Raw genomic sequence first — 25,728 nt, 5'->3', positions numbered from 1 at the left:
CCCGCTCCCACAGTAGGATTTGTGTACGACGCAGATCCACTGTGGGAGCGGGCTTGCCCGCGAAGAGGCCCGCTCAGACGCTACATACCTTCCGCCAGACGAAAAAAAACGCCAACCCTGCGGTTGGCGTTTTTCATTCAGACGCTAAAGCCGATCACTCCGGCTTCTTGCGCCCGAAACCCGGACGCTGACCGGAACCGGCCGGAGCACCACGACGCTTGCCCGACGGCTTGTCGCCGTCGACCAGCTTGATCCCCGGACGCTTCGGTGCAGGCTTGGCCGGACGCTTGTTGGTGGTGTCGGCAGGACGATCCGCTACCGGCGTACCGCGACCGGCCGGCGCACGACCTTCGCCACGCTCGGTACGACCACGCGGAGCGCGCTCGCCATCCGGACGTGCAGCCGGCTTGCGACCCGGACGCTCGCCTTCGATCTGCGGCTCACGGCTCGGACGCGGACCGGTCGGCGCGCCAGCGGCTGGACGCAGGGTACGCACGCGCTCGGTCTTGGCCATCGGCCGCGACGATTTGCGCTGCATACGTTCCAGCTTGTCCTTGCTCTTGGCGTTGAGTTGCGGCATCGCTACTGGCGTCAGGCCGACTTCAGCACTCAGTACATCGACTTCGTACTGGCTCATTTCGCGCCAGCGGCCCATCGGCAGATCAGAGTTGAGGAACACCGGACCGAAACGCACGCGCTTCAGACGGCTGACCACCAGCCCTTGGGATTCCCACAGACGACGAACCTCACGGTTACGGCCTTCCATCACCACGCAGTGATACCAGTGGTTGAAGCCTTCGCCACCCGGTGCCTGTTGAATGTCGGTGAAACGCGCCGGGCCGTCTTCCAGCACCACGCCAGCCTTCAGGCGCTCGATCATTTCATCGTCGACTTCACCGCGTACACGCACGGCGTACTCACGGTCCATTTCGTAGGATGGGTGCATTAGGCGGTTGGCCAGTTCACCGTCGGTGGTGAACATCAGCAGACCGGTGGTGTTGATGTCGAGACGACCGATGTTGATCCAGCGGCCTTCTTTCGGGCGCGGCAGCTTGTCGAACACGGTCGGGCGGCCTTCCGGGTCGTCACGGGTGCAGATCTCGCCATCGGGCTTGTTGTACATGATCACGCGGCGTACCGACTCGGCAGCCTCTTCGCGCTTGATCACCTTGCCATCGATGGTGATGGCGTCGTGCATGTCGACGCGCAGGCCGAGGGTGGCGTCTTTGCCATTGACCTTGATCCGGCCCTGGCTGATCCAGGCTTCGACGTCACGGCGCGAGCCAACGCCGATACGGGCGAGGACTTTCTGCAGTTTTTCGCCTGCTGGGCCGATTTCCTGGTCGTCTTGCTGATTGATGTCACTCATCTGGGCACCTCCCGGTGTGGTCTGTTCAGGCGGCGCCTGAAGCATTGAAATCTGGTTTTCGGGCGAAGGGATCGCCGAAGGGTCGCGAATCATACGCGGATGTGCGCCATCGCGCATCAGAGACTAGCTGATCGATCGCCAGTTATTTCTTTTTCCGCCGACCGGCGCCACCGAGCTTGATCAGGCGCAGCGCGGCTTCGGCCAGCACCGTACGCTTGTCGTCTTTGTCGAGTTTCTTCCAGACACGGATCTCGCGCTTGCTGCGGCCACAGCCGAGACAGATGTCGTCGCTGAACTTGCAGAGGCTGATGCACGGGTCTTTGGTGGAACTCATCGAATACTCCAGAACAACACTTGCCCCTGTGGGAGCGGGCTTGCTCGCGAATGCGGTGTATCAGGCAATACATGCATATCTGACACACCGCATTCGCGAGCAAGCCCGCTCCCACAGGGGTTGACCAGTGATCTTGAAAACCGTGTCAGTCCTCGAACTCGCGGCGTTCGGCCTCGATGGCTTCCGCCAGCGCACGGGCTTCGGCTTCTTCTTCGCTCAGCTCGGGTTCAGGTTCTGGCACCGGTTGTTCGAGGGCGGCGACGGCGGCCAGGAGTTTCTCCCGGGCCTCGGCAACGCCCAGCACATCCTCTTCCGGTTCGGCTTCAGGCTCGGCCTCAAGTTCAACGTCAATCGCCGGCTCGACGGTCTCGGCTTCCGGCTCAGTCGTCGACGCTTCACCATCCGCAGCATCGCGCAACAGATCGTCGAAGTCGGTCTTGATCCCCTCCTCCATGCTGTCCAGCTCCAGCAACAGCGTGTGGAAACTGGTTTCTTCCTTCGGTTCTTCCGATTCGGCGCTGGCGTCGGCCTGTTCCTGCAGGCCCTGCGGTACCGGTGCGTCGTCAAAATCGAGGACCGGCTCGGTTTCCATCTCGCGCAGCTCAGCCAGCGGTGGCAGGTCTTCGAGGTTCTTCAGGTTGAAGTGATCGAGAAACGCCTTGGTAGTGGCGAACATCGCCGGCTTGCCCGGCACGTCGCGGTAACCGACGATGCGGATCCACTCGCGCTCGATCAGCGTCTTGACGATGTTGGTATTGACCGCCACACCCCGCACGTCTTCAATCTCGCCGCGGGTGATCGGCTGGCGATAGGCAATCAGCGCCATGGTTTCCAGCAGCGCGCGGGAGTAACGCTGCGGACGCTCTTCCCACAGACGGCCGACCCACGGTGAAAACTTCTCGCGGATCTGCAAGCGGTAGCCGGAGGCGACTTCCTTGAGCTCGAACGCGCGGCCTTCGCAGGACTTGGCCAGCAGGCTCAGGGCTTTCTTGAAGACCGGCGGTTCGGGCCGTTCGCCTTCTTCGAACAGTTCGTAAAGGCGTTCAAGCGATTGCGGTTTTCCCGAGGCCAACAGAAAGGCTTCAAGCAGGGGCGCCAGCTCGCGGGGTTCAGTCAGGTTCATGTTTCGACTCGTTATTCGGCTCGGGCTCGCACGTGGATCGCGGCGAACGGCTCATTCTGCACCAGCTCGACCAAGGATTCCTTGACCAGTTCAAGGATCGCCATAAAGGTCACCACCACGCCGAGGCGACCTTCCTCGGCGGTGAACAGCTCGACGAACGGTACAAAACCGCCGCCCTTGAGCCGTTCCAGCACATCGCTCATGCGCTCGCGGGTCGACAGTGCCTCGCGACTGACCTGGTGGCTCTCGAACATGTCGCCCCGGCGCAGCACTTCGGCCATGGACATCAGAATCTCTTCCAGCGCGACATCCGGCAACAGCTTGCGCGCCCGGGCTTCCGGGGCGTCGAGCTTGGGCACGACCACATCGCGACCGACCCGGCTCAGGCCATCGATGCCTTCGGCGGCAGCCTTGAAGCGCTCGTATTCCTGCAGGCGACGGATCAGTTCGGCGCGCGGGTCGTCCTCTTCGTCTTCGACGGTTTCGGCGCGCGGCAGGAGCATCCGCGACTTGATCTCGGCCAGCATCGCCGCCATCACCAGATACTCGGCGGCCAGCTCCAGACGCACCGACTGCATCAATTCGACATAGCCCATGTACTGGCGGGTGATTTCCGCCACCGGGATGTCGAGGATGTTGATGTTCTGTTTGCGGATCAGGTACAGCAGCAAGTCGAGCGGGCCTTCGAAGGCTTCGAGAAACACTTCCAGCGCATCCGGCGGGATGTACAGGTCCAGCGGCATTTCCGTGACCGCCTGGCCATAGACCATGGCAAACGGCAGTTCCTGCTGGGCGCCGGCCTGGGGATCGACAACGGTTTCCACTGCGGACATTCAGGCCTCGACCATGAACGGCGCGGGGTCGCCGCAACCGACGCGGATCACTTCCGGGTCGTCGCCGGTCAGGTCGATCACGGTGGACGCCTTGATCCCGCCGAAACCGCCGTCGATGATCAGGTCCACCTGGTGTTCGAGCAATTGACGCATTTCGAACGGATCGCTCAGCGGATCTTCATCGCCGGGCATGATCAGGGTCACGCTCATCAGCGGCTCGCCGAGTTCGGCCAGCAACGCCAGGGCAATCGGATGGCTCGGCACCCGCAGGCCGATGGTGCGTTTCTTCGGATGCAGCAACAGGCGCGGCACTTCGCGGGTGGCGTTGAGAATAAAGGTGTAAGGCCCCGGCAAATGCGCCTTGAGAATGCGGAAGGTGCCGGTGTCGATCTTGGCGTAGTTGCCCAGTTGCGACAGGTCGCTGCAGATCAGCGCAAAGTTGTGCTTCTCGTCGAGCTGACGCAGACGGCGCACGCGCTCGATCGCGGTCTTGTCGCCGATCTGGCAACCGATGGCGTAGGAAGAGTCCGTGGGATAAATCACCACCCCGCCTTTGCGGATGATCTCGACCGCCTGTTTGATCAGGCGCGCTTGCGGGTTTTCCGGATGGATCTGGAAAAATTGACTCACGTTTTCTACCTGTTCAGACGGCGGCAATATCTGTGTCATGTTTGAACCGACACCACAGGGGTGGAAGGTCCTCGGGAACCGGCCGGTACTGGCCTATCTCGGACCAGCCTCCAGGGCCATGGAAATCACTGCCGGCGCTGACCAGCAGACCGAACTCGCGGGCAAGGATGGCCAGGCTGCCGACCTGTTCTGCGGGCTGATGGCCATTGACCACTTCGATTGCATGCCCGCCTGCTTGAATATAGTCGGCAATCAGCTTTCGGCGCTTGCTACGGGTGAAATCGTAGTGCCATGGATGCGCCAGACTGACCCACGCCCCGGCGGCACGCAGGGTGCCGACGGTGTCTTCCAGCGTCGGCCAGTGCTGCTTGACGTCACCCAGCTTGCCGGCGCCGAGCCATTTGCGAAACGCCTCGGCGCGATCCTTTACAAAACCTTCACGCACCATCCAGTCGGCAAAATGCGGGCGGGCCGGGGCGTTGCCGCTGTCGCCCAGCTCCTGCTGGATCTGCCGGGCACCGTCGAGGGCACCGGGCATACCTTTGAGGCCGAGCTTGCGGCTTATTTCCTCCGACCGCAGCCAGCGGCCATCGTGTAATCTGGCGATCGCCTCGACCAATGGCGCGGCGTTGACGTCGAAACCGTAGCCCAGCACGTGGATGGTCGCCCCGCCCCAGGTGCAGGACAGTTCGACACCATTGACCAGTTGCATGCCCAGTTCTTCGGCGGCGCTGCGCGCTTCGGCGAGGCCTTCAAGGGTGTCATGATCGGTCAACGCCAGGACTCGCACGCCGTTTTCAAACGCACGCGCAACCAGAACCGCCGGCGCCAGGGCGCCATCGGAGGCCGTGCTGTGGCAGTGCAAATCAACATTCACGGGGAGTTGTAACCTCAAATCAGCTGGCGCTATCGCGCGCCCATATGTTTGTTATTATGCCGCCACATCCAGCTTCTGGCTCTCACTGTGAAACAATTCATCGATTTCATCCCGCTTCTGCTGTTCTTCATCGTTTACAAACTTGATCCACGGGTCGTCGACATCGCTGGCCATGAAGTGACTGTAGGCGGTATTTACAGCGCCACGGCGATGCTGATCATCAGCTCCCTGGTGGTCTACGGCGCGTTGTTCATCAAACAGCGCAAGCTGGAAAAGAGCCAATGGCTGACCCTGATCGCCTGCCTGGTGTTCGGCAGCCTGACCCTGGCCTTCCACAGCGAGACCTTCCTCAAATGGAAAGCCCCGGTGGTCAACTGGCTGTTCGCCCTGGCCTTCATCGGCAGCCACTTCATCGGTGACCGCCTGCTGATCAAACGCATCATGGGCCACGCGCTGACCCTGCCGGATCCGGTCTGGACCCGCCTGAACATCGCCTGGATCGCCTTTTTCCTGTTCTGCGGCGCTGCCAACCTGTTCGTGGCATTCACCTTCCAGAGCATCTGGGTCGACTTCAAGGTGTTCGGCAGCCTGGGCATGACCGTGCTGTTCCTGGTCGGTCAGGGCATCTACCTGTCCCGCCACCTGCATGACGCCGATACCACAACACCAAAAACCGAGGACTGACATGCTCTACGCAATCATTGCCACCGACGTCGCCAACTCGCTCGAAGCCCGCCTCGCCGCGCGCCCGGCCCACCTCGAACGCCTGCAAGTGCTCAAGGGCGAAGGCCGCATCGTACTGGCCGGCCCGCACCCGGCGGTCGACAGCAATGATCCGGGCGCTGCGGGTTTCACCGGCAGCCTGATCGTCGCCGAATTCGACTCCCTCAGCGCCGCCCAGGCCTGGGCCGACGCCGATCCGTACATCGCCGCCGGCGTGTACGCCAATGTGATCGTCAAGCCGTTCAAGCAAGTCTTGCCGTAACCAAGGAATGTGGAGGGGCTCTGTGGCGAGGGGATTTATCCCCGATGGTTGCGCAGCAACCCAAAGCCATCCAATGCGGTGTGCCTGACACACCGCAAGCTCCCATTTCAGATCTGCTTCGCAGCCCATCGGGGCGGTGCGACGTTTCGCTGAATCCCCTCACCACAACAGCTCTCTCGCCACACTCAACCCACTCCAAGCACTGAACCTTCCCGGTTCTCACCGCTCTCAATCGCTCATTATTCTCGTTTGCCTGCCGACAACCTGCCCAATATCCATTTGCAAGCAGGAATCGCAATGCGCAAAGGTCCGTTGTGTCTGATGTGGGTCACGTTGTCGATCATGGCGCCCGCCCATGGTGAGGAAACCACCGAAAGCGGCAGCTCCACGCCATTGTCGTTAAGTGCCGGCAGTCAGATTACCGAACTGCAGCAGCGCCTGAAGGCCAGCGAGCAGCAGCGGGAAGAACTGAGCAAACAACTGCAAAATGCCGATAACACCCGCGAAAGCGCCCAGCTTGCCCGGTTGCGTCAGGAGAACCAGCGCCTGAAGCTGCAACTCAAGGAAGCCCAGGCCAGTCCATTGCCGCGTCTGTTGACCGAACAGCAGCAATGGTTCGTCACCGGCGCCGGGGTAGCGCTATTGGCGCTGCTGTGCGGTATCTTTGCCAGTGGAGCAAGCCGAAAACGTCGGCAATGGCTAAATTGAGTGAGTCATGAGCGAGCTGTTACTGATTGATGATGACCAGGAGTTGTGCGAACTCCTGAGTAGCTGGTTGAGCCAGGAAGGCTTCCAGGTACGCGCCTGCCACGATGGCCAGAGCGCGCGCAAAGCGTTGGCCGAATCTGCCCCGGCAGCGGTGGTGCTGGACGTGATGCTGCCCGACGGCAGCGGTCTGGAACTGCTCAAGCAATTGCGCAGCGAACACGCCGATTTGCCAGTGCTGATGCTCTCGGCCCGGGGCGAACCGCTGGATCGTATCCTCGGTCTGGAGCTGGGCGCCGACGATTACCTGGCCAAACCCTGCGATCCGCGTGAACTCACCGCGCGCCTGCGCGCCGTGCTGCGCCGCAGTCACCCGGCTGCCGTGTCGACCCAGCTCGAACTCGGCGACCTGAGCTTCAGCCCGGTGCGTGGCGTGGTCAGCATCGACGAGAAAGAACTGACTCTCACCGTTTCCGAAAGTCGTTTGCTCGAAGCCCTGCTCAAGCAGCCCGGCGAGCCGCTGGACAAACAGGAATTGGCGCAACTGGCCCTCGGCCGCAAACTGACCCTGTACGACCGCAGCCTCGACATGCACGTCAGCAACCTGCGCAAGAAGATCGGCCCCCACCCCGACGGTCGCCCGCGAATCGTCGCCCTGCGCAGCCGCGGTTACTACTACAGCCTGTAAATCGGGAAATACCTGCCTGAATGCTATATGTGGCGAGGGAGCTTGCTCCCTCGCCACAGGCGCAGTGCCAGTGATATTTGTCAGGCAGGGTACGAAGCGTCTTTACCCAAGCTTTACGCAGCGCTGACCGCCGCTGACCTTGATCTCCGTAATCTGAACTCATCCGGAACGTACCGGGAACGAGACAAGGAGATACACCATGCGCAAGACTCTTATCGCTCTGATGTTCGCTGCCGCTCTGCCAACCGTCGCCATGGCCATGCCACAGGATGGTGGCCCGATGGGTGGCCCGCTCGACGGCCCACGCCACGGCGGTCAGATGCACGGCGAGCACGGCAAAGGCCCGTACAGCCAACTCGACCTGTCCCGTGAACAACGTGATCAGATCCGCAAGATCATGGGCGAGCAGATGCATGAGCGTCGCCAGGTAGTCGAGAAGTACCTGGAAAAACTCTCGCCGGCCGACCAGAAAGCCATGAAAGACGAGATGGCCGCCAACCACAAGAAAGCCGAAGCTGACGTACGCAACCTGCTGAAACCGGATCAACAGAAGAAATTCGACGAGATCCAGAAGAAACAGGCTGAACGCCGCGCCGAATGGGCCGAGTTCAAAGCGTGGAAAGCGCAACAACCGCAAAAAGCGCAATAATGCGATAACCTCGGATCCGACGGCTAAGCGCCGTCGGTTCTGTTGCCACTCAATCCAAATGTGGGAGCGGGCTTGCTCGCGAATGCGGTGTATCAGACAAAGTAATGTTGACTGACACACCGCATTCGCGAGCAAGCCCGCTCCCACATTGTTGAGTTTTTTGTTTGATTGAGGATTTTCTGTGCGTTCATTGTTCTGGCGTATTCTCGCGAGCTTCTGGCTGGCCATTGCTCTGGTGGCGGGGCTGTCGATTCTGCTCGGGCACATGCTCAACCAGGACGCGTGGATCCTCAGCCGCCATCCCGGCCTCAACACCCTGGCCGCCGAATGGACGCAAACCTACGAAGCCCAGGGCGAAGAAGCCGCGCAGGACATCCTCGAACAGCGCAAACGCCAATATCACATCGATGTCCAGGTGCTGAACGAAAGCGGCGACCCGGTGGTGCGTGGCACCTTCCCGCGTCGCGCCGCCGCCTTCGAAGCCCGGCAGAACAACGATGACCGACGCCTGCCCTGGCGGCGCCTGACCGACGAATTCACCAGCGAAAAAACCGGCGACACCTATCTGTTCATCTTCCGCATCCCGCACCCGGAGCTCGACGCCTGGCACCGCGAAAGCCTGCTCTGGCCGCTGAGTGCGCTGGGCATTGCGCTGGTGGTGCTGACCCTGTTCAGCCTGCTGGTGACCTTCTCCATCACCCGCCCGCTCAGTCGTTTACGCGGTGCGGTGCATGATCTGGGGCAGACCACCTATCAGCAGAACAGCCTGGCGAAACTGGCCAACCGTCGCGATGAGTTCGGCGTGCTGGCCAACGACTTCAACCGCATGGGCGCGCGCCTGCAAAGCCTGATCGGCAGTCAGCGCCAGTTGCTGCGCGATGTGTCCCACGAACTGCGCTCACCTTTGGCGCGACTGCGGATTGCGCTGGCACTGGCGGAACGGGCCAACCCGGAAGAACGGGAAAAGCTCTGGCCACGCCTGACCCGCGAATGTGATCGGCTGGAAGCGCTGATCAGCGAGATTCTGGTGCTGGCGCGAGTCGATGCCGACAACGCCAGTGCTGAAGAAGTAGACCTGAATGCGCTGCTCGGCACCCTGCAGAAAGACGCGCAACTTGGCTCGCCGGAGCAGACCGTGCGCCTGGATGCCGAACCACAACTGACGCTGACCGGCTGGCCGACCATGATCGAGCGCGCCGTCGACAACCTGCTGCGCAACGCCCAACGCTTCAACCCGGTGGGGCAGGCAATCGAATTGCAGGCCACACGTCAGGGCGAACGAATTGTGGTGAGTGTGCGCGACCACGGGCCGGGCGTGCAGGCCGAGCATCTGAGCCAGTTGGGCGAGCCGTTCTACCGGGCGCCGGGGCAGACGGCGGCCGGGCATGGTCTGGGCCTGGCGATTGCCAAGCGCGCGGCGGAGCGGCATGGCGGGAGTCTGCTGCTGGCCAATCATCCTGAGGGCGGGTTTGTCGCCAGCCTGGAATTGCCGTTGGTGCCGGGCGCCGCTGTGCAACCCTGATCAAAACTGTAGGAGTGAGCCTGCTCGCGATAGCGGTGGATCAGACGAAAATTCATTGACTGATCCACCGCTATCGCGAGCAGGCTCACTCCTACATTTGATCGGTGGTGTCAGGCCTTGCCCGGCCAGGCGCTGACGAACTCGGCCAGATCAACCTTCTCCGCCACACGCGGTTCTTTCTGCGGCGTGCCGAGGTACAGAAAGGCAATCACTTGTTCGTCTTCAGCCAGGCCCAGCCCCTTGGCCACGTGCGCCGAATAAGCCAGATCACCGGTACGCCACACCGCACCAATCCCCTGCGCGTACGCCGCCAGCAGAATCCCGTGAGCCGCACACCCCGCCGCCAGCAACTGCTCGGCCTTCGGATACTTGACGTGATCCTGCAGTTTCGCGATCACCACGACCACCAGCGGCGCCCGCAGCGGGCCGTTGCGCGCCTTGTCGATCATCGCTTCAGTGACTTCGCCTTCCTGCATCTGCGCCGCTTCGGCCAGCAACTCGCCCATTTGCTCACGTGCCGCGCCTTCGACGGTGAGGAAACGGTACGGCTGCAAGTGGCCGTGATCCGGTGCGCGCAGGGCTGCGCCAAACAGGGCTTCGCGCTGCTCGGCGGTAGGGGCCGGTTCGACCAGGCGTGGAACGGAAACACGGTTGAGCAAAGCGTCGAGAGCCTGCATCGGCCACCTCCTGAGAAAAATGTGCGGCTATTCTAGCGGTATCCGGCAACAGGGTGCCGGTTTACATGCCCTGCCCCACGGGTAGAATGGCGCCCTTCCTACATCAGCCCGAGCGGACTTCATGGCGTTGCCGACCTTACGGATCATTGGTTTCATCATCGGCATCTTCCTGATCACCCTGGCCATCGCCATGGTTGTGCCCATGGCCACCCTGGTGATTTTCGAGCGCACCGGCGATCTGCCGTCGTTCCTCTGGGCGAGCATGATCACTTTCCTCGCCGGCCTCGCACTGGTAATTCCGGGCCGCCCGGAGCACATTCACCTGCGCCCGCGCGACATGTACCTGCTGACCGTCAGCAGCTGGCTGGTGGTGTGCATTTTCGCCGCGCTGCCGTTTTTGCTGACCCAGCACATCAGCTACACCGATTCGTTCTTCGAAAGCATGTCCGGCATCACCGCCACCGGCTCGACCGTGCTCAGCGGGCTCGACACCATGTCCCCGGGGATTCTGATGTGGCGCTCGCTGCTGCACTGGCTCGGCGGTATCGGCTTCATCGGCATGGCGGTAGCGATTCTGCCGTTGCTGCGCATCGGTGGCATGCGCCTGTTCCAGACCGAATCATCCGACCGCTCGGAAAAGGTCATGCCGCGCTCGCACATGGTGGCGCGCCTGATTGTGGCGGCCTACGTCGGTATCACCATCCTCGGCAGCCTGGCGTTCTGGTGGGCCGGGATGAGCCCGTTCGATGCGATCAACCACGCGATGTCGGCGATTTCCACCGGCGGTTTCTCGACCTCCGACCAGTCCCTGGCGAAGTGGACGCAACCGGCGGTGCACTGGGTCGCGGTGGTCGTGATGATTCTCGGCAGCCTGCCGTTCACCCTGTATGTGGCGACCATGCGCGGCAACCGTCGGGCACTGATCAAGGATCAGCAAGTGCAGGGTTTGCTCGGCATGTTGCTGGTGACCTGGCTGGTGCTCGGCACCTGGTATTGGTGGACCACCAAGCTGCACTGGCTGGAAGCGCTGCGGCACGTGGCGCTGAACGTAACGTCGGTGGTCACCACCACCGGTTTTGCCCTCGGCGACTACAGCCTGTGGGGCAACTTTTCGCTGATGCTGTTTTTCTATCTGGGCTTTGTCGGCGGCTGCTCCGGCTCGACGGCGGGCGGAATCAAGATCTTCCGTTTCCAGGTCGCCTACATCCTGCTCAAGGCCAACCTTAACCAGCTGATTCACCCGCGCGCGGTGATCAAGCAAAAGTACAACGGCCACCGTCTCGACGAAGAGATCGTGCGTTCGATCCTGACCTTTTCGTTCTTCTTCGCCATCACCATCTGCGTGATCGCCCTGCTGCTGTCGCTGCTCGGCGTCGACTGGATGACCGCGTTGACCGGCGCTGCCAGCACCGTGTCCGGCGTCGGCCCGGGCCTGGGCGAGACCATCGGCCCGGCGGGCAACTTTGCCACCTTGCCGGATGCCGCGAAGTGGATTCTGTCATTCGGCATGCTGCTCGGCCGACTGGAGATCATTACGGTGTTTGTGCTGTGTATTCCGGCCTTTTGGCGTCACTGACCGGCGCCTGCAACAGCCGCGCCCGGTAATCGCCGGGCGTGGTGTCGAACCAGCGGCGGAACGCACGGAAGAAGTTGCTCGGATCGGCAAACCCCAGCAGATAGGCAATCTCCAGCAAGGTCATGCTCGGCTGCGCCAGATACTGCTCGGCCAGTTCGCGGCGGGTGTCGTCGAGCAACTGCTGAAAACTGGTGCCCTCCTCCTGCAAACGGCGCTGCAAGGTGCGCTGCGACAGATGCAGGGTCTGCGCCACGGTATCGCGCTTGGGTTCGCCCTGCGGCAGTAAACGGCACAACACCTGGCGCGCTTTGTGGGTCACGCGACTTTCAGAAAACCGCGCCAGATACTCCCCGGCAAACCGGTCGTGCAGCAGCGCCATGGCTTCGTTGGCGGTGGGCAGCGGTGCTTCCATGTCGGCGCGTTCGAAAATCAGCGCATCGTACGGCGCGTTGAACATCAGCGGCGCGTGGAAGGCTTGTCGGTAGGGTTGCAGGTCTGCGGGTTCGTCACCCTGAAACAGCACTTTGACCGGGTGCAGGGTGCGTCCGGTCAACCAGCCGCACAGGCCAAGCGCACAGGCCAGCGAGGCTTCGGCGCTCTGCCGGGTTGGCGGCAGGTGATCGCCATGCACCGTCAGAATCAGCGCATAGCCTTCTTCGAGCAGACGAAAACTCAGGTCGGCGCTCTCGGCGATAATCCGCTGATAACGCACCAGGCGTTGAAAGCCTTCGGCCAGGGTGTTGCTCGACATCAAGGCATAGCCGGCAACGTGGAACGACGCCGGGCGTACCACCTTGCCCATGTTCAGGCCGATCGCCGGGTTGCCGGACAGCTCGACCGCCCGTTGCCAGAGGCGGGTCATGGAATCTTGCGGGAAGCGCGCATCCGGATCATCCAGGGCCGCGTAATCAAGCCCCAGTTGCTTGAACAGTACCCGGCAATCCAGGCCGTCCATCTCCAATGCTTTGACAATCCCCATCGCCCAGCTTGCAGAAGTCGTTCGTTCGCTCATGGCGTTATTCTTTTACATGATGGATCGCATGTTACGACCCGATTTGCGAAGGATACTAAAGTGGCGCCCATTGTCACTGGCTGATGCCAGTGTTCACTCTAGACTCAAATAAGCTACCCGCCGAACAACTTGCCGTCAGAACAATAACCACAGAGATCGCAGTCGTGGAAAACATCAAGCAATTCAACACTTTCGCCGACTTCTACCCGTATTACCTCAGCGAACACGCCAACAGTACCTGCCGACGATTGCATTTCATCGGCACCACGCTGGTGATTTTCATTCTGGCCATGACCATCGCCAAAGGCGCTTGGCTGCTGTTGCTGGCCCTGCCGCTGGCCGGTTACAGCTTCGCCTGGGTCGGCCATTTCTTCTTTGAAAAGAACCGTCCGGCGACTTTCCAGCATCCGCTGTACAGCCTGCTCGGCGATTTCGTCATGTACCGCGACATGATCCTCGGCCGCGTGGCGTTCTGAACCCGACACACCTGGAGGCTTGCCGATGAACGCCAATGCCCGCTTCACCCACATGAAAGACGGCACACAGGAAGACTGGGCGATCATCGCCGCGGACTTCAGCGCCTACGCTCGGCAATTGCCGTCGCGGATCATCGCGCACCTGAAGTTGCTCGAAGGCGATTTCGGCGGCTTCCCGGTGGATCGCCTGACCCATTCGCTGCAAACCGCGACCCGCGCCTATCGCGATGGTCGTGACGAGGAATACGTGGTCTGTGCGCTGCTGCATGACATTGGCGACACCCTCGGCTCCTACAACCACCCGGACATCGCGGCGGCGATTCTCAAACCGTTCGTCAGCGCCGAGAATCTGTGGATGGTCGAGAAGCACGGCATCTTTCAGGGTTATTACTTCTTCCATCACCTGGGCATGGATCGGCATCTGCGCGAGCAATTCGCCGCGCATCCGCAGTATCAGGCCACGGCGGAATTTTGCGCCAGGTACGATGCGGCGGCGTTCGACCCGGCCTATGAAACCCTGCCGCTGAGCTTCTTCGAGCCGATGATGGAACGGTTGTTTGCCCAGCCGAAGCACTCGATTTACAAGGCGGCGATGGAAGAACACAGCCCGGCCTGAGAACACCACAACTCAATGTGGGAGGGGGCTTGCTCCCGAAGGCGGTGTGTCAGATAAACATGTACTTACTGATACACCGCATTCGGGAGCAAGCCCCCTCCCACAGGAGATATCTGGGGTCTAGGCAATCTCGGCAACCTTGGCCGCCTTGAGCTGTGCCTCCCGCGCCTGCGCATCCGCCAGGCGATACAGCTCGATCGTGCCGTCCCAGTGCTCGATCAACGCCGTGCACGACTCCACCCAATCGCCGCAATTGAGGTAGTCCACCTCACCGACCTTACGGATCTCGGCATGGTGAATGTGCCCGCAGACCACGCCGTGCAACTCGCGCTTCACGCATTCGTGGGCGATGGCTTCTTCGAAGTCGCTGATGAAGCTCACTGCCGTCTTCACCTTATGTTTCAGGTACGCCGACAACGACCAGTAGCCGTAGCCATAACGCGCTCGCCAGTGATTGAGCCAGCGGTTGAGGGTCAGGGTGAATTCGTAGGCCGAGTCGCCGAGGAAGGCCAGCCAGCGGTGGTAGCGGGTGATCACGTCGAACTGGTCGCCATGGATCACCAGCAGGTGCCGGCCATCCGCCGTGACGTGCACCGCCTCGTCGACCAACTGGATGTTGCCGAGGATCAGCTTCGAATAGCGGCGCAGGAATTCATCATGGTTGCCGGTGACGTAGATCACCTCGGTGCCGCGCTTGCTCATGGTCAGCAGGCGACGGATCACGTTGGTGTGCGCCTGCGGCCAGTACATGCCACCGCGCAGCTTCCAGCCGTCGATGATGTCACCGACCAGATAGATCTTGTCGGCGTGGTAGCCCTTGAGAAATTGCGACAAGTGCTCGGCCTGGCAATCCCGCGTGCCCAGGTGCACGTCGGAAATCCACAAGGTACGCACCCGTTGTTTGCGGCTGGGTCTGGCGAGCTCGGCGCTGGTCATGGGCAACCCTCTGCGATGTTTTCGCCACTGTGCACGTGCCGGGTGAATCGACCATGACAGACAGGCGTCAGTCGTGTGACAGCGCGCAAGCCCGTCGCCCCGGTGTAGACTGGCGCTCACTTCGGAGACTTCTTCCATGCGCCCGATCCTCACTCTGCGCCAATACACCCACGACCTGATCGTCCACAGCCACGACCACGCGCAACTGGTGTTCGGGCTGTCCGGCGCGCTGGATTTCGAAGTCGAGGGTCAGGGCAGCCAGGTGCGCCAGCAGAGTTTCGTGGTCGTCCCCGGCGGCGCGCATCACGCCTGCGGCAGCCCGGATGGCAGCCGTTGTCTGGTGCTGGACGTACCCGACGGGCCATGGCTGAACGATTCGCTGGGCGAGCACGCCGACGCCAGTCAGCGCTTGCTCGACCAGCCTGCGCGATTGTCGCTTGATGCCGGGCAAAGCCAATTGGTCCACTGGCTGGCGCACAGCCCGGTCAGCGATCCGCTGATCGCGCAGCAAGGCGCGGTGTTGCTGCTGGCCAGCCTGAATCACGCCAGACCTGCCGAACATTCGGCGCGGCGCCTGCCCTACGCAGCGCTGGATGCGCACATCGAACAATACGCCGCCTACCCGCTGCAGGTGGCCGATCTGGCGCAGATCGCCGGCTTGTCCAGCGCCCGCCTGCATGCGCGGTTCATGGCTGAATGCGGACAAACGCCGATGGAATACATTCGCAGCCGGCGCCTGCACAAGGCAGTCTGCCTGCTGCGCGAGAGCGCGCTGCCGATCGGCGAGATCGCCAGTCGGGTCGGTTACAGCTCGCAGAGCGCGTTCGCGGCGGCGGTGCTGCGCGAGTTCGGCGCCTCACCGGGGCAATTGCGTCGCGACTCCTGCGACAAAAAACGCTAGTTCGCCGACAGACTTCTGCGCCGCAACACGTTTCAATGGGCAACATTGAAACTGTGTTCGGATTAAGGATTGCAATGACTCCGCGTACCGCCCTCGGCGCCCTGCACATTGGCGCTCTGATGTTCGGCCTGACCGGTGTGTTCGGCAAACTCGCGGCCGCCTCGCCGGCGGTGATCGTCTTCGGGCGTGCGGCGTTTGCCGTGCTCGCCCTGGCCTTTTTCGCCCGCTTCGCCAGTCAGCACGGCTGGCAGAAACTGCAGGCGGTCGACTGGCGGCGCCTGGCGCTCAGCGGCGTGTTGCTGGCCGGGCACTGGGTGAGTTTTTTCATCGCGGTGAAGGTCGCTGGCGTCGCCATCGCGACCTTGGGTTTTGCCAGCTTCCCGGCGTTCACCGTGATTCTCGAAGGGCTGATTTTCCGCGAACGCATCCGCGCCAATGAAATCGTGTTGGTAGTGCTGGTCAGCGTTGGTCTGGTGCTGGTGACCCCGGCGTTCGATCTGGCCAGCGGCGCCACCACCGGGTTGCTCTGGGCGGTGCTGTCGGGCTTGCTGTTCGCCCTGCTGTCGCTGACCAACCGCGCCAGCTCCGGACGCATCCCGGCGGTGCAGGCCGCGCTGTGCCAGAACGTGGTGGTGGCGCTGTGTCTGCTGCCGGTGGCTGCGCCGCAACTGAGTGAAGTGCGCGCGCTGGACTGGCTGTGGATCGGCCTGCTCGGGGTGTTCTGCACCGGCGTCGCCCACAGCCTGTTCGTCGCCAGCCTCGCGGTGATCAAGGCGCGCACCGCCGCCGTGGTATTCGCCATGGAGCCGGTCTACGGAATCACCGTCGCCTGGTTGCTGTTCGATGAAAACCCCACCGTGCGCATGCTGATCGGTGGTGCGCTGATCATCGTTGCCATCGTGGTCTCGGCGCGGATGTCAGGCAGCGCCGACAAGAAAACCGTGGCTGCCGAAGCCGCGTCTCACTGAGTGCGGTCGTTGTGGCCGAGGTCGCGCGCAGGATCGATCTGATCGCGCACCCGCTGCTTGAGCGCCTTGGCCTCGGGAAAACCGCCGTCGGCCTTGCGCTCCCAGATCTGCACGTCGTCGCAGCTGATGTGAAACACCCCTCCGGTGCCGGGCACCAGAGACACCTTGCCGAGGTCATCGCCGAAGGTGCTGAGCAGCTCCTGCGCCAGCCACGCGGCGCGCAGCAGCCACTGGCATTGGGTGCAATAAGTGATGACGATTTCCGGTTTTGCAGCAGACATGTTCGCTGAAACTCCTGAGACAGAGGGCGCCGCTATAATAGCCGGCTTTATCGCTTGCCCCGAGACTCACCATGCGCCGTTTGCTGTTCTGCCTACTGCTTGGCTTTCTGCCCCTCTTTGCTAATGTCACCGTGCATGCCGCCGAAGCGCCCCGCCCGAAAGTCGGCCTGGTGCTGTCCGGTGGCGCCGCCCGTGGCCTGGCGCACATCGGCGTGCTCAAGGCGCTTGAGGAGCAAGGCATCAAGATCGATGCGATTGCCGGCACCAGCATGGGCGCGGTGGTCGGTGGCCTGTATGCCTCGGGCTACAAGATCGATGAACTGGAAAAACTCGCGCTGAACATCGACTGGCAGCAGGCGCTGTCCGACGCGCCGCCACGCGAAGACGTCCCGTTTCGCCGCAAGCAGGACGACCGCGATTTTCTGGTGAAACAGCAACTGAGTTTTCGCGATGATGGCAGCCTCGGCCTGCCGCTGGGGGTGATTCAGGGCCAGAACCTGGCGCTGATGCTGGAAAGCCTGCTGGCGCACACCAGTGACACCCGCGACTTCGACAAACTGCCGATTCCCTTCCGCGCCGTGGCCACCGACATCGCCAATGGCGAAAAAGTGGTGTTCCGCAAAGGCCACCTGCCGCAGGTGATCCGCGCCAGCATGTCGATTCCGGCGGTGTTTGCCCCGGTCGAACTGGACGGGCGGCTGCTGGTGGACGGTGGCATGACTGACAACATCCCGCTCGACGTCGCGCGGGAGATGGGCGTCGACGTGGCAATCGTGGTCGACATCGGTACGCCACTGCGCAACCGCAAACAACTGACGACCGTGGTTGATGTGCTGAACCAGTCGATCACCCTGATGACCCGGCGTAACTCCGAAGAGCAACTGGCCGCCCTCAAACCCACCGACGTGCTGATCCAGCCGGCGCTGGCGGCATTCGGCGTGACCGATTTCGGCAAGGCCCAGGAGATGATTGACGCCGGTTACCGCGCCACGCGGATTCTCGACGCCCGCCTCGCTCAGCTCAAACCTCAGCAATCTCAAGACGCCGAACTCAATGCGGCCCGCGCCCCAGGCCAGCGCACGCCGATCATCACCGCGATCAGGGTGGAGAACGACTCGAAAGTCGGCGATGAGGTGATTCGCTATTACATCCGTCAGCCGATCGGCGAGCCGCTGGATCTGGGCCGACTGCACTCGGACATGGGCACGCTGTACGGCCTGGATTACTTCGAACAGGTGCAGTACCGCGTAGTGCACAAGGGCCAGGATCACACGCTAGTGATCAGCGCCCGGGGCAAACGCAGCGGCACCGATTACCTGCGGGTCGGCCTGAACCTGTCAGACGACATGCGCGGTGACAGCGCCTTCAATCTCGGCGCCAGCTACCGCATCAACGGCATCAACCGCCTCGGCGCGGAATGGCTGACCCGCGCACAAATCGGCGACAAACAGGAGCTCTACACCGAGTTCTATCAGCCGCTGGACGTCGGCTCGCGCTACTTCGTCGCCCCGTATGCTGCGTTTGAAGCGCAGAACGTCGATGCGGTGCTCGACAACGACCCGATCGCCCAATATCGCGTCGAACGCTACGGTTTCGGCCTCAATTTCGGCCGGCAGATCGGCAATAACGGTGAAATCCGCTTCGGGGTCGGCGAGGCCTGGGGTAAAGCGGATGTGCGCATCGGCGATCAGGACCTGCCGAGAGAAAACTTCACTGAAGGGTTCTACTCGCTGAAGTACTCGTTCGACTCGCTGGACAACGTCTACTTCCCCCACGAGGGCAAGGACGTCAGCCTGACCCTGATGCAATTCGAACCGGGCCTCGGCTCGGACACGCGCTACCGGCAGTGGGAATTCAAGCTCGATAAAGCCATGAGCCATGGCCCGGATACACTGATTCTCGGCGGCCGTTATGGCCGAACGCTGGACGATGCCAATGTGGTGACGTCGAGCTTCCTGCTCGGCGGTGCGCGACAGTTGTCGGGCTTTCGCGAGGATTCGATTTCCGGGCAAAACGTCAGCCTGATGCGCGCCGTGTACTACCGCCGGTTGACGCCACGCTCTTATTTGCCGCTCGATTTCCCGCTGTATGCCGGGGCTTCGCTGGAGCGTGGGCGGGCGTGGAACAACGACAATGAATTCGACAGTGGCTACATCAATGCCGCCAGTGTGTTCATCGGCTTCGATACGCCGTTGGGGCCGTTGAATTTCACGTATGGCTTGAATGATGCGAATGAGCAGGCGGTTTATTTGAATCTGGGGCAGACGTTCTGATCATTCAGGTGGATCTATATTGCCTGCCAGGCCGCCTTCGCGAGCAAGCCCGCTCCCACACTGGAACGCATTCCAACTGTGGGAGCGGGCTTGCTCGCGAAGGCGATAGTCCGGTCACCGCACAATTCCGGTGACTCAACCATCAGCGAATACCCGCGAGTAACGTCCGTGCCGTTTGCCTGAGGGGTTCATCCCCTTCCTTGAGCAACTCATTGAGCAAGGCAATCGCGCTGTCGATATCCCCATCATCAATGCAGGTCTGTGCCTGTTCGAGTTTCTCCGAGCCGTGTTCCGGCTCAGTCGCCGCTAGATCCAGCGGCTCCAGCGCCAGCAACTCGCCCGGGTCGCCGAATTCGTTAAGAAAGTCATCGTCCAGCGGCTGCGCGTCCGGTTCGGGGATCCACTCCAGCTCCGCCTCTTCGCTGGCCACCGTTTCGGGCAGCTCGAAGTCCGGCGGCAGGATCTCGAGATCGGAGTTCGATGCAGTCCGCTCTACGGGCTGCTCAGGTGTCGAACGACTGTCTTCAAGATCCCAACTGGACGCCATCGACAGCTCACCCAGATTCAACTCGAAATCATCCTCGGCCGCCGGTGGCGCAGGCGCCACCGCTGCGGCGGCGGCAATTGGCAGCACCGGGGTTATCGGCGCAGCGCCGGTCAATTTTGAATGCCGCTCTCGGATCGCAGCCAGTTGCTGAGGATCCACCCCGGCATCACGCAGGCGGTGTTCCTGTTGTTCATAAGCAGCGCTGTCGCCCTGCCGCCCCAGCACTTCGAGCAATTGCACACCCAATTCGGTGCGCTCGGGCTCCTTGTCCATGGCATTGCGCAACAACCCGACCGCCTCACTCAAACGACCATAAGCCAGATAGATCCCCACCGCCTCCAGCACATCGCCGGCCGCCGGTTCTTCACGGTGTTCGGTGGCTGCGCGGATGCTCGCCGATTGAGTGGTTGGCGGGTCTTCAGGATCTGTTTGCCGATCTGCCGGCAGAGCTGCCAGTGGCGCCGCGCCCTCCACCAGTTGCCGCCGACGTCGTACGAACAGCCCGGCACCCAATAATCCCAGCAGCATCAGCAAGCCACCGAGCAGCGGCCAGTTGAGACCATCGTCGGCAGCTTCAGGCGCAGTGGTGACTGGCGCGGGAGTTGGCGGCGTGAGGGCCGGTGCCGGCGGCTGTTGCAGTTCGCTCAAACGCGTTTGCAGATCACTGATCTGCTTTTTGCCGTCGGCTAGCTGGATATCCTGCGCCTGCAGTTTTGTGTTGAGTTCCTCGACGGTCTTTTGCAGCTGCTGATTGAGTAACGCGCTGGCCGCCAATTGCTCGGCCACGGCATCGTTGGCTGGCGCCGCCGTCGCCGGAGGGGGTGGCGCTGAAGGGGCGGCGTCGCGCTTGCCCTGAGCAGCCTGAGGCGCCGCCGTGGCAGGTTCGACGGTGGGAAATTCAGAAGATTGCGGACGTGGATCGGGCTCGTCGGAGGCCGGCACGATGCTTGGCGATCCGGGCGGATCGATCAGCAGCGTGTACTCGCGCAGCAGGCGGCCATTGGGCTGATCGAGCTGCACCAGAAAATTCAGAAAGGGTTCATTGACCGGTTTGCGCGAGGTCACCCGGATCATCTGGCGATTGCCATGCAGGATCGGGGTGAACTTGAGGTCATTGAGGAAGAACACCCGCTCGACCCCGGCCCGGGCGAATTCATCCGCGGTGGCCAGGCTGGCCGAGAGGTCGCTGGCACTGAGGCCCGCGGCATCCACCAGGGCGATGTCGGCCTTGAGCGGCTGATTGAGGGCTGAGTGGACGGTAATGTCCCCCAACCCCAGCGCCATCGACCAGGTCGAATAGCTGAATACACCAGCGACCAGCAGCCATCTGGCGCCACCGCGCAGTACAACGTGCCGACTTGCGAGCATGAGCATCCCTTAAATAAGCAAAACCGGTTTCTATGCGTTCGCACATCCGGTACGAACACGATATTGCCCAGTAGTTCTTATAGTCTGCTCTGCGCGATCCCTCAAAAAACCGGCGCGCGGTTTATGCCTCAAGATTTTTCCAGGTTGCCCAGAATGTGCCCGTGAACGCGCATGCACACCTTCAGATCCGCCTCGTCGACGCCTTCGAACAATTCGTGACGCAACTGTGTAGCGATGGTTTCGATTTGTTCGATCAGCGGCAGCGCCGGAGCGCAGAGCACGATTTTTTTCGCCCGGCGGTCTTCCATCACCGACTGACGTTGCACCAGGCCCTGGCTTTCCAGGCTGTCGAGCAAGCGCGCGAGGGTCGGCCCTTCGACACCGACGCTTTGCGCCAGCTCGCGTTGGGTCGGCGCGTCTTCGAAACGCGCCAGATGCAGCAGCACCAGCCAGCGCGCCTGGGACAAGCCCAGACCGGCCAGCCGGCGATCCAGTTCGGCACGCCAGCCACGAGACATCTGGGCCAATTGCATGCCAAAGCGGTGTTGATCGGTTAACGGCATAAAACACTCATGAGTAGACTGACAAATAGAGAAAAACTAATTATTAGTCAGCTAAGCATGACATTTGGCTATAGGCAAGAGCCGACCTGTACTGAATCGTTACAACTGCCTGACGGTTGGCGCAATCGCCGTCTTACATTTCGAATTCCGATTGCAGCGCAGCCCTTACGCAGTAAAGAACGCCTTCCGGAACGCGACCGGCGAACAGCTCGGCCACTTCGGCGACCGACGGCAACTCGCCCTCGCCGTCGAGGAACGCGTCCTGCACTTCGCCCATCAGTTCTTCAGGCAAATCGAGCGCCTGCTCCAGCGACAACTGCTGTTTGCCAATGGCCTCGGCGAGCATCGTGTAGACGTTCTTTTCCGAGCATTGCAACTGCCCGGCGATCTGCATCGGGGTCATGCCGGCGCGGGCCAGGGTGATCAGTTCGTGACGCACATCGGCCACCACTTTCGGCGCCTCGGCCTCGCCGCCGAGCACTTCGAGGAAGGCCTCGCCGTAACGTTCCAGCTTGCGCGCACCAACACCGCTGACCCGCGCCATGTCGGCCAGCGAGGTCGGCTGGCTGCGGAGCATTTCCAGCAGGGTCGAGTCGGGGAAGATGACGTACGGCGGCACGCCATGCTCTTCGGCGAGTTTGCGGCGTAGTGCACGCAAGGCTTCCCACTGTTCGCGCTCTTCGCCACGCACCAGCTGACTGGCCGGACTCTTGCTGGCGGTCTTGGCGGTGACTTGCGGCTTGAGGTCGCGGCGCAGCTCCAGGCTCACTTCGCCCTTGAGCAATGGCCGGCAGGTATCGCTCAGGCGCAGGCCACCGTAGCCTTCATGATCGACGTCGGCCAGACCACGCGCCACCAGTTGCCGGAACAACGAGCGCCATTCGCTCTCGCTCAGCGCCTTGCCGACGCCGTACACCGACAGGTGCTGATGGCCAAAGCTGCGGACCTTCTCGTTGTCCTTGCCCAGCAACACGTCCACCAGATGGCCGACGCCATAGCGCTGGCCGGTGCGATAGATCGCCGACAGTGCCTGGCGCGCCGGCTCGGTGGCGTCCCAGGTCTGCACGCCGTCGACGCAGTTGTCGCAGTGGCCGCACGGCTCGGGCATGTCTTCGTCGAAATACGCCAACAGCGTCTGCCGGCGGCAGCGGGTTTCTTCGCAGAGCGAGAGCATCGCATCGAGTTTGTGCTGCTCCAGACGCTTGTGGCGCTCGTCGCCCTCGGAGTTCTGCAGCATCTGCTTGAGCATCACCACGTCTTGCAGACCGTACGCCATCCACGCATCCGCCGGCAGGCCATCACGGCCGCCGCGCCCGGTTTCCTGGTAATAGGCTTCCAGGGATTTCGGCAGATCGAGGTGCGCGACGAAACGCACGTTGGGCTTGTCGATGCCCATGCCGAACGCCACGGTGGCGACCATGATCAGGCCTTCCTCGTTGAGGAAGCGTTTCTGGTGGTAGGCGCGCAGATCATTGGGCAGACCGGCGTGATACGGCAGCGCCGGGAAGCCCTGCTCGCTGAGGAACGCGGCAACTTCCTCGACCTTCTTGCGCGACAGGCAATAGACGATGCCGGCATCGCTGCGGCGTTCGGCAAGGAACGCCAGCAACTGCTTGCGCGGCTGCTCCTTGGGCACGATGCGGTAGAAGATGTTCGGGCGGTCGAAGCTCGACAGGAAACGCTCGGCGTTCTGCAAGTGCAGGCGGGTGACGATTTCTTCGCGGGTACGCTTGTCGGCGGTGGCAGTCAGGGCGATGCGCGGTACGTCGGGGAACATTTCCGCCAACTGGCCCAGTTGCAGGTATTCCGGGCGGAAATCATGGCCCCATTGCGACACGCAGTGCGCTTCGTCGATGGCGAACAGGGCGATGTTCAAGCCTTGCAGGAACGACAGCATGCGCGGCTGCACCAGACGCTCGGGCGCCAGATAGAGCATCTTCACTTCACCGCGTTTGATCCGCGCCGCCAGATCGCGCTGCTGTTCGGCGCTCAACGTGGAGTTCAGCGCCGCAGCGGCCACGCCCAGCTCTTCGAGGGTGGCGACCTGATCGTCCATCAGCGCGATCAACGGCGACACCACCACCGCCAGGCCTTCGCGCAGCAACGCCGGGACCTGGAAGCACAAGGACTTGCCGCCACCGGTAGGCATCAGCACCAGCGCATCACCGCCGCTGGCCACGCGCTCAATGATTGCACCCTGACGGCCACGGAAACTGTCGTAGCCGAAGATGTCCTTGAGGACGCGTTGAGCCTGTTCGAGCATAAAAACTCCAAAAATCTACCGAAACATCCCTGCACAGGCTGGTTCAGGACAGCCACAGCTGCTTAAACAAAACGTAAGAGCGCATTGCCAGACCACCGCAATACGAGCAGGGAGCGCAAAACGCGGCAGTATACCCGAGCGTTCCCCGGCACAGGGTGCCGCTGATAAGACTCCGCTAGCCGCCAACACGAAAACCCTGTGGGAGCGGGCTTGCTCGCGAAGGCGGCGTGCCGGTCGATGCAAAAGTGTCTGATACGCCGTATTCGCGAGCAAGCCCGCTCCCACAGGGATATTCGTGTTGCCTGTAATTGCGGCAAATCTGCCGTGCGGCTGGCTTGAGCGCTCAAGAAGGCCTAGAATTCCCGCATTGTTTATTCCCCCAAGGTAGCCCCGTAATGTCCTTCGCTGAGCAACTAACCCGCCTGCAAGTCTTTCTCGACGCCGACGAGCTGCACGAAGAGGCGCTGGATTACGTGGCCGCCCACGGTTACCTGACCGCCCTGTCAATCTGTGCAGAAGACGTACCGGAGCGTGAGTGGATCGACGCCCTGTTCGCCGAAGAGCCGCATTACAGCAGCGAAGCCCAGCGTGAAGAAATCGAAGCCACGCTGATTGGTCTCAAGGCACACATCGCCCGTCAACTGGCGTCCGACGAAGAATTCGAGTTGCCGTGCGAACTGGACCTGGGCGACGAGCCGGACGACTCCGAACTGCGCGGCTGGTGCATCGGCTTCATGGAAGGCGTATTCCTGCGTGAAGCGGCCTGGTTCGAAACCGCTGAAGAAGAAGTCAGCGAAATGCTTTTGCCGATCATGGTCGGTTCGGGCTTGTTCGACGAGCAGCCAGAGTTCGAAGACATCGCCAAGGACGCCAACCTGATGGACGACATGATCGTGCAGATCCCGGAAGCCCTGACCGCGCTGTACCTGCTGTGCCAGGCGCCAGACGAAAAACCGGCGATCCTCAAGCCACGTCACCACTAAGATCCGGCCTATGGACAACCCCATAGGCAACCGCTCCCTGATGTTGCGCTACTTCCTGCTGGCCGTCGGCTGGCTCAGCGTGGCATTGGGGGTGATCGGGATTTTCCTGCCTGTTCTGCCCACCACCCCTTTCCTTTTGCTGGCGGCCGCCTGCTTCGCGCGCAGCTCTCCGCGTTTCTATCAATGGCTGGTCGAGCACCCGAAGCTCGGGCCATGGATCCGCGACTACCTCGACGGCAACGGCATTCCGCTCAAGGGCAAGGTCTACGCGATCGGGCTGATGTGGGCGAGCATTCTGTTCTCGTGCTACCTGGTGCCGCTGCCGTGGGCACGGGGGTTCATGTTGACCAGCGCGGTGTTGGTGACGGTGTACATCCTTCGGCAAAAGACTTTGGATAAATCCTGAATACCGCCGCCCCCGCTACATCTGCATTTACTCCCGATACAGCGCCTCAAGCTGTCTGTTTCGTGTGTTTCGAGCCAGTTATCCAAGTGCCCTGCCACTGACCGCTCGTCGGAAAAAACCTCTTACCTGTTATTTCTGACAGTAGGCAATACTCGCCACATCAGGCC

27 protein-coding genes are annotated in these 25,728 nt (G+C 61.9%); 14 read left to right on the top strand and 13 right to left on the bottom strand.

From position 1 onward, the window contains the following. Nucleotides 1–154: 154 nt before the first annotated feature. The 6 genes from rluB to KCG87_RS11335 form a co-directional block, all read right to left on the bottom strand. Nucleotides 155–1,369: a 23S rRNA pseudouridine(2605) synthase RluB gene (gene rluB, locus KCG87_RS11360; protein ID WP_027613970.1), complete on the bottom strand. Its 1,215-nt coding sequence runs from the start codon at nt 1,367–1,369 to the stop codon at nt 155–157. A 142-nt stretch (nt 1,370–1,511) separates the two neighbouring features. Next, on the bottom strand, nt 1,512–1,703 hold the full coding sequence (locus KCG87_RS11355) for a DUF1289 domain-containing protein (RefSeq protein WP_134785718.1): 192 nt from the start codon (nt 1,701–1,703) through the stop codon (nt 1,512–1,514). A 145-nt stretch (nt 1,704–1,848) separates the two neighbouring features. Next, nucleotides 1,849–2,826, bottom strand: coding sequence for an SMC-Scp complex subunit ScpB (gene scpB / locus KCG87_RS11350; protein WP_210557832.1), 978 nt, complete (start codon nt 2,824–2,826; stop codon nt 1,849–1,851). Nucleotides 2,827–2,837: 11 nt separating this feature from the next. Further along, nucleotides 2,838–3,536: a ScpA family protein gene (locus tag KCG87_RS11345; RefSeq protein WP_171061841.1), complete on the bottom strand. Its 699-nt coding sequence runs from the start codon at nt 3,534–3,536 to the stop codon at nt 2,838–2,840. A 123-nt stretch (nt 3,537–3,659) separates the two neighbouring features. Further along, a complete protein-coding gene (locus KCG87_RS11340) occupies nt 3,660–4,289 on the bottom strand; it encodes an L-threonylcarbamoyladenylate synthase (protein WP_210557834.1) in 630 nt (209 codons plus the stop codon). Nucleotides 4,290–4,302: 13 nt separating this feature from the next. Further along, nucleotides 4,303–5,166 carry a PHP domain-containing protein gene (locus KCG87_RS11335; protein ID WP_027613974.1) on the bottom strand — a complete coding sequence of 288 codons (864 nt, stop codon included), beginning with the start codon at nt 5,164–5,166 and terminating at the stop codon, nt 4,303–4,305. Nucleotides 5,167–5,253: 87 nt separating this feature from the next. On the opposite strand from KCG87_RS11335, the gene KCG87_RS11330 reads away from it, so the two are divergent. From KCG87_RS11330 to KCG87_RS11305, 6 genes are all read left to right on the top strand, one after another. Beyond that, the gene (locus KCG87_RS11330) at nt 5,254–5,850 is read left to right on the top strand and encodes a septation protein A (RefSeq protein ID WP_027613975.1); all 597 of its coding nucleotides are present in this window, start codon (nt 5,254–5,256) and stop codon (nt 5,848–5,850) included. A 1-nt stretch (nt 5,851) separates the two neighbouring features. Beyond that, nucleotides 5,852–6,151 carry a YciI family protein gene (locus KCG87_RS11325; RefSeq protein WP_007966019.1) on the top strand — a complete coding sequence of 100 codons (300 nt, stop codon included), beginning with the start codon at nt 5,852–5,854 and terminating at the stop codon, nt 6,149–6,151. A gap of 297 nt (nt 6,152–6,448) precedes the next feature. Next, nucleotides 6,449–6,859 carry a translation initiation factor 2 gene (locus tag KCG87_RS11320; RefSeq protein ID WP_027613976.1) on the top strand — a complete coding sequence of 137 codons (411 nt, stop codon included), beginning with the start codon at nt 6,449–6,451 and terminating at the stop codon, nt 6,857–6,859. Between the two features lie 7 nt (nt 6,860–6,866). Then, entirely contained in the window at nt 6,867–7,544 is a 678-nt protein-coding gene (locus tag KCG87_RS11315; RefSeq protein ID WP_007966021.1) for a response regulator transcription factor, read from the top strand. 199 nt (nt 7,545–7,743) lie between these two features. Further along, nucleotides 7,744–8,193: an LTXXQ domain protein gene (locus tag KCG87_RS11310; protein ID WP_047600020.1), complete on the top strand. Its 450-nt coding sequence runs from the start codon at nt 7,744–7,746 to the stop codon at nt 8,191–8,193. A 181-nt stretch (nt 8,194–8,374) separates the two neighbouring features. Then, nucleotides 8,375–9,715, top strand: a complete 1,341-nt coding sequence (locus KCG87_RS11305) for a HAMP domain-containing sensor histidine kinase (RefSeq protein WP_210557836.1) — start codon at nt 8,375–8,377, stop codon at nt 9,713–9,715. Nucleotides 9,716–9,825: 110 nt separating this feature from the next. Here the strand turns inward: KCG87_RS11305 and KCG87_RS11300 are convergent, their stop codons facing one another. Continuing rightward, entirely contained in the window at nt 9,826–10,392 is a 567-nt protein-coding gene (locus KCG87_RS11300; RefSeq protein WP_210557838.1) for a nitroreductase family protein, read from the bottom strand. 121 nt (nt 10,393–10,513) lie between these two features. Between KCG87_RS11300 and KCG87_RS11295 the strand changes: the two genes are divergently transcribed. Further along, entirely contained in the window at nt 10,514–11,968 is a 1,455-nt protein-coding gene (locus tag KCG87_RS11295; protein ID WP_097090175.1) for a TrkH family potassium uptake protein, read from the top strand. On the opposite strand, the gene KCG87_RS11290 is transcribed toward KCG87_RS11295, so the two are convergent. Beyond that, a complete protein-coding gene (locus tag KCG87_RS11290) occupies nt 11,925–12,980 on the bottom strand; it encodes an AraC family transcriptional regulator (RefSeq protein WP_210557841.1) in 1,056 nt (351 codons plus the stop codon). The two genes, KCG87_RS11295 and KCG87_RS11290, sit on opposite strands and share 44 nt — an antisense overlap. Nucleotides 12,981–13,144: 164 nt before the next feature. Here KCG87_RS11290 and KCG87_RS11285 point away from each other — a divergent pair, with 164 nt between their 5' ends. Together KCG87_RS11285 and KCG87_RS11280 are read left to right on the top strand one after the other, a co-directional pair. Next, nucleotides 13,145–13,456 (top strand): DUF962 domain-containing protein, encoded by a 312-nt coding sequence (locus tag KCG87_RS11285; protein WP_134785714.1) that lies wholly within the window; start codon nt 13,145–13,147, stop codon nt 13,454–13,456. Nucleotides 13,457–13,481: 25 nt separating this feature from the next. Then, on the top strand, nt 13,482–14,072 hold the full coding sequence (locus tag KCG87_RS11280) for an HD domain-containing protein (protein WP_098967777.1): 591 nt from the start codon (nt 13,482–13,484) through the stop codon (nt 14,070–14,072). A gap of 120 nt (nt 14,073–14,192) precedes the next feature. Here the strand turns inward: KCG87_RS11280 and KCG87_RS11275 are convergent, their stop codons facing one another. After that, complete coding sequence (locus KCG87_RS11275) at nt 14,193–15,008, bottom strand: UDP-2,3-diacylglucosamine diphosphatase (RefSeq protein WP_041073087.1); 816 nt, start codon at nt 15,006–15,008, stop codon at nt 14,193–14,195. 136 nt (nt 15,009–15,144) lie between these two features. On the opposite strand from KCG87_RS11275, the gene KCG87_RS11270 reads away from it, so the two are divergent. Next, nucleotides 15,145–15,909, top strand: coding sequence for an AraC family transcriptional regulator (locus KCG87_RS11270; protein ID WP_210557843.1), 765 nt, complete (start codon nt 15,145–15,147; stop codon nt 15,907–15,909). Between the two features lie 74 nt (nt 15,910–15,983). Next, on the top strand, nt 15,984–16,877 hold the full coding sequence (locus KCG87_RS11265; RefSeq protein ID WP_210557844.1) for a DMT family transporter: 894 nt from the start codon (nt 15,984–15,986) through the stop codon (nt 16,875–16,877). Here the strand turns inward: KCG87_RS11265 and KCG87_RS11260 are convergent. Next, on the bottom strand, nt 16,871–17,158 hold the full coding sequence (locus KCG87_RS11260) for a SelT/SelW/SelH family protein (protein ID WP_210557846.1): 288 nt from the start codon (nt 17,156–17,158) through the stop codon (nt 16,871–16,873). The two genes, KCG87_RS11265 and KCG87_RS11260, sit on opposite strands and share 7 nt — an antisense overlap. 71 nt (nt 17,159–17,229) lie before the next feature. Between KCG87_RS11260 and KCG87_RS11255 the strand changes: the two genes are divergently transcribed. Next, nucleotides 17,230–19,431 (top strand): patatin-like phospholipase family protein, encoded by a 2,202-nt coding sequence (locus KCG87_RS11255; protein ID WP_097090178.1) that lies wholly within the window; start codon nt 17,230–17,232, stop codon nt 19,429–19,431. A gap of 142 nt (nt 19,432–19,573) precedes the next feature. Here the strand turns inward: KCG87_RS11255 and KCG87_RS11250 are convergent, their stop codons facing one another. The 3 genes from KCG87_RS11250 to recQ all read right to left on the bottom strand — a co-directional run bounded on the left by KCG87_RS11250 (nt 19,574) and on the right by recQ (nt 24,172). Next, nucleotides 19,574–21,346, bottom strand: coding sequence for a FimV/HubP family polar landmark protein (locus KCG87_RS11250; protein ID WP_210557848.1), 1,773 nt, complete (start codon nt 21,344–21,346; stop codon nt 19,574–19,576). Nucleotides 21,347–21,474: 128 nt separating this feature from the next. After that, complete coding sequence (locus KCG87_RS11245; RefSeq protein ID WP_027613988.1) at nt 21,475–21,909, bottom strand: MarR family transcriptional regulator; 435 nt, start codon at nt 21,907–21,909, stop codon at nt 21,475–21,477. 133 nt (nt 21,910–22,042) lie between these two features. Further along, nucleotides 22,043–24,172: a DNA helicase RecQ gene (recQ, locus tag KCG87_RS11240; protein WP_097090179.1), complete on the bottom strand. Its 2,130-nt coding sequence runs from the start codon at nt 24,170–24,172 to the stop codon at nt 22,043–22,045. 395 nt (nt 24,173–24,567) lie between these two features. Here recQ and KCG87_RS11235 point away from each other — a divergent pair, with 395 nt between their 5' ends. Together KCG87_RS11235 and KCG87_RS11230 are read left to right on the top strand one after the other, a co-directional pair. Further along, nucleotides 24,568–25,155, top strand: a complete 588-nt coding sequence (locus tag KCG87_RS11235; RefSeq protein ID WP_115987067.1) for a YecA family protein — start codon at nt 24,568–24,570, stop codon at nt 25,153–25,155. A gap of 10 nt (nt 25,156–25,165) precedes the next feature. Then, on the top strand, nt 25,166–25,561 hold the full coding sequence (locus KCG87_RS11230) for a YbaN family protein (protein WP_098967773.1): 396 nt from the start codon (nt 25,166–25,168) through the stop codon (nt 25,559–25,561). Nucleotides 25,562–25,728: the final 167 nt, after the last annotated feature.

The organism is Pseudomonas sp. MWU347, from assembly GCF_017947305.1.
Lineage (GTDB): Bacteria > Pseudomonadota > Gammaproteobacteria > Pseudomonadales > Pseudomonadaceae > Aquipseudomonas > Aquipseudomonas putida_A.
The sequence above is the reverse complement of the archived record's forward strand: the minus strand, read 5'-3'. Positions and strand labels throughout refer to the sequence as shown.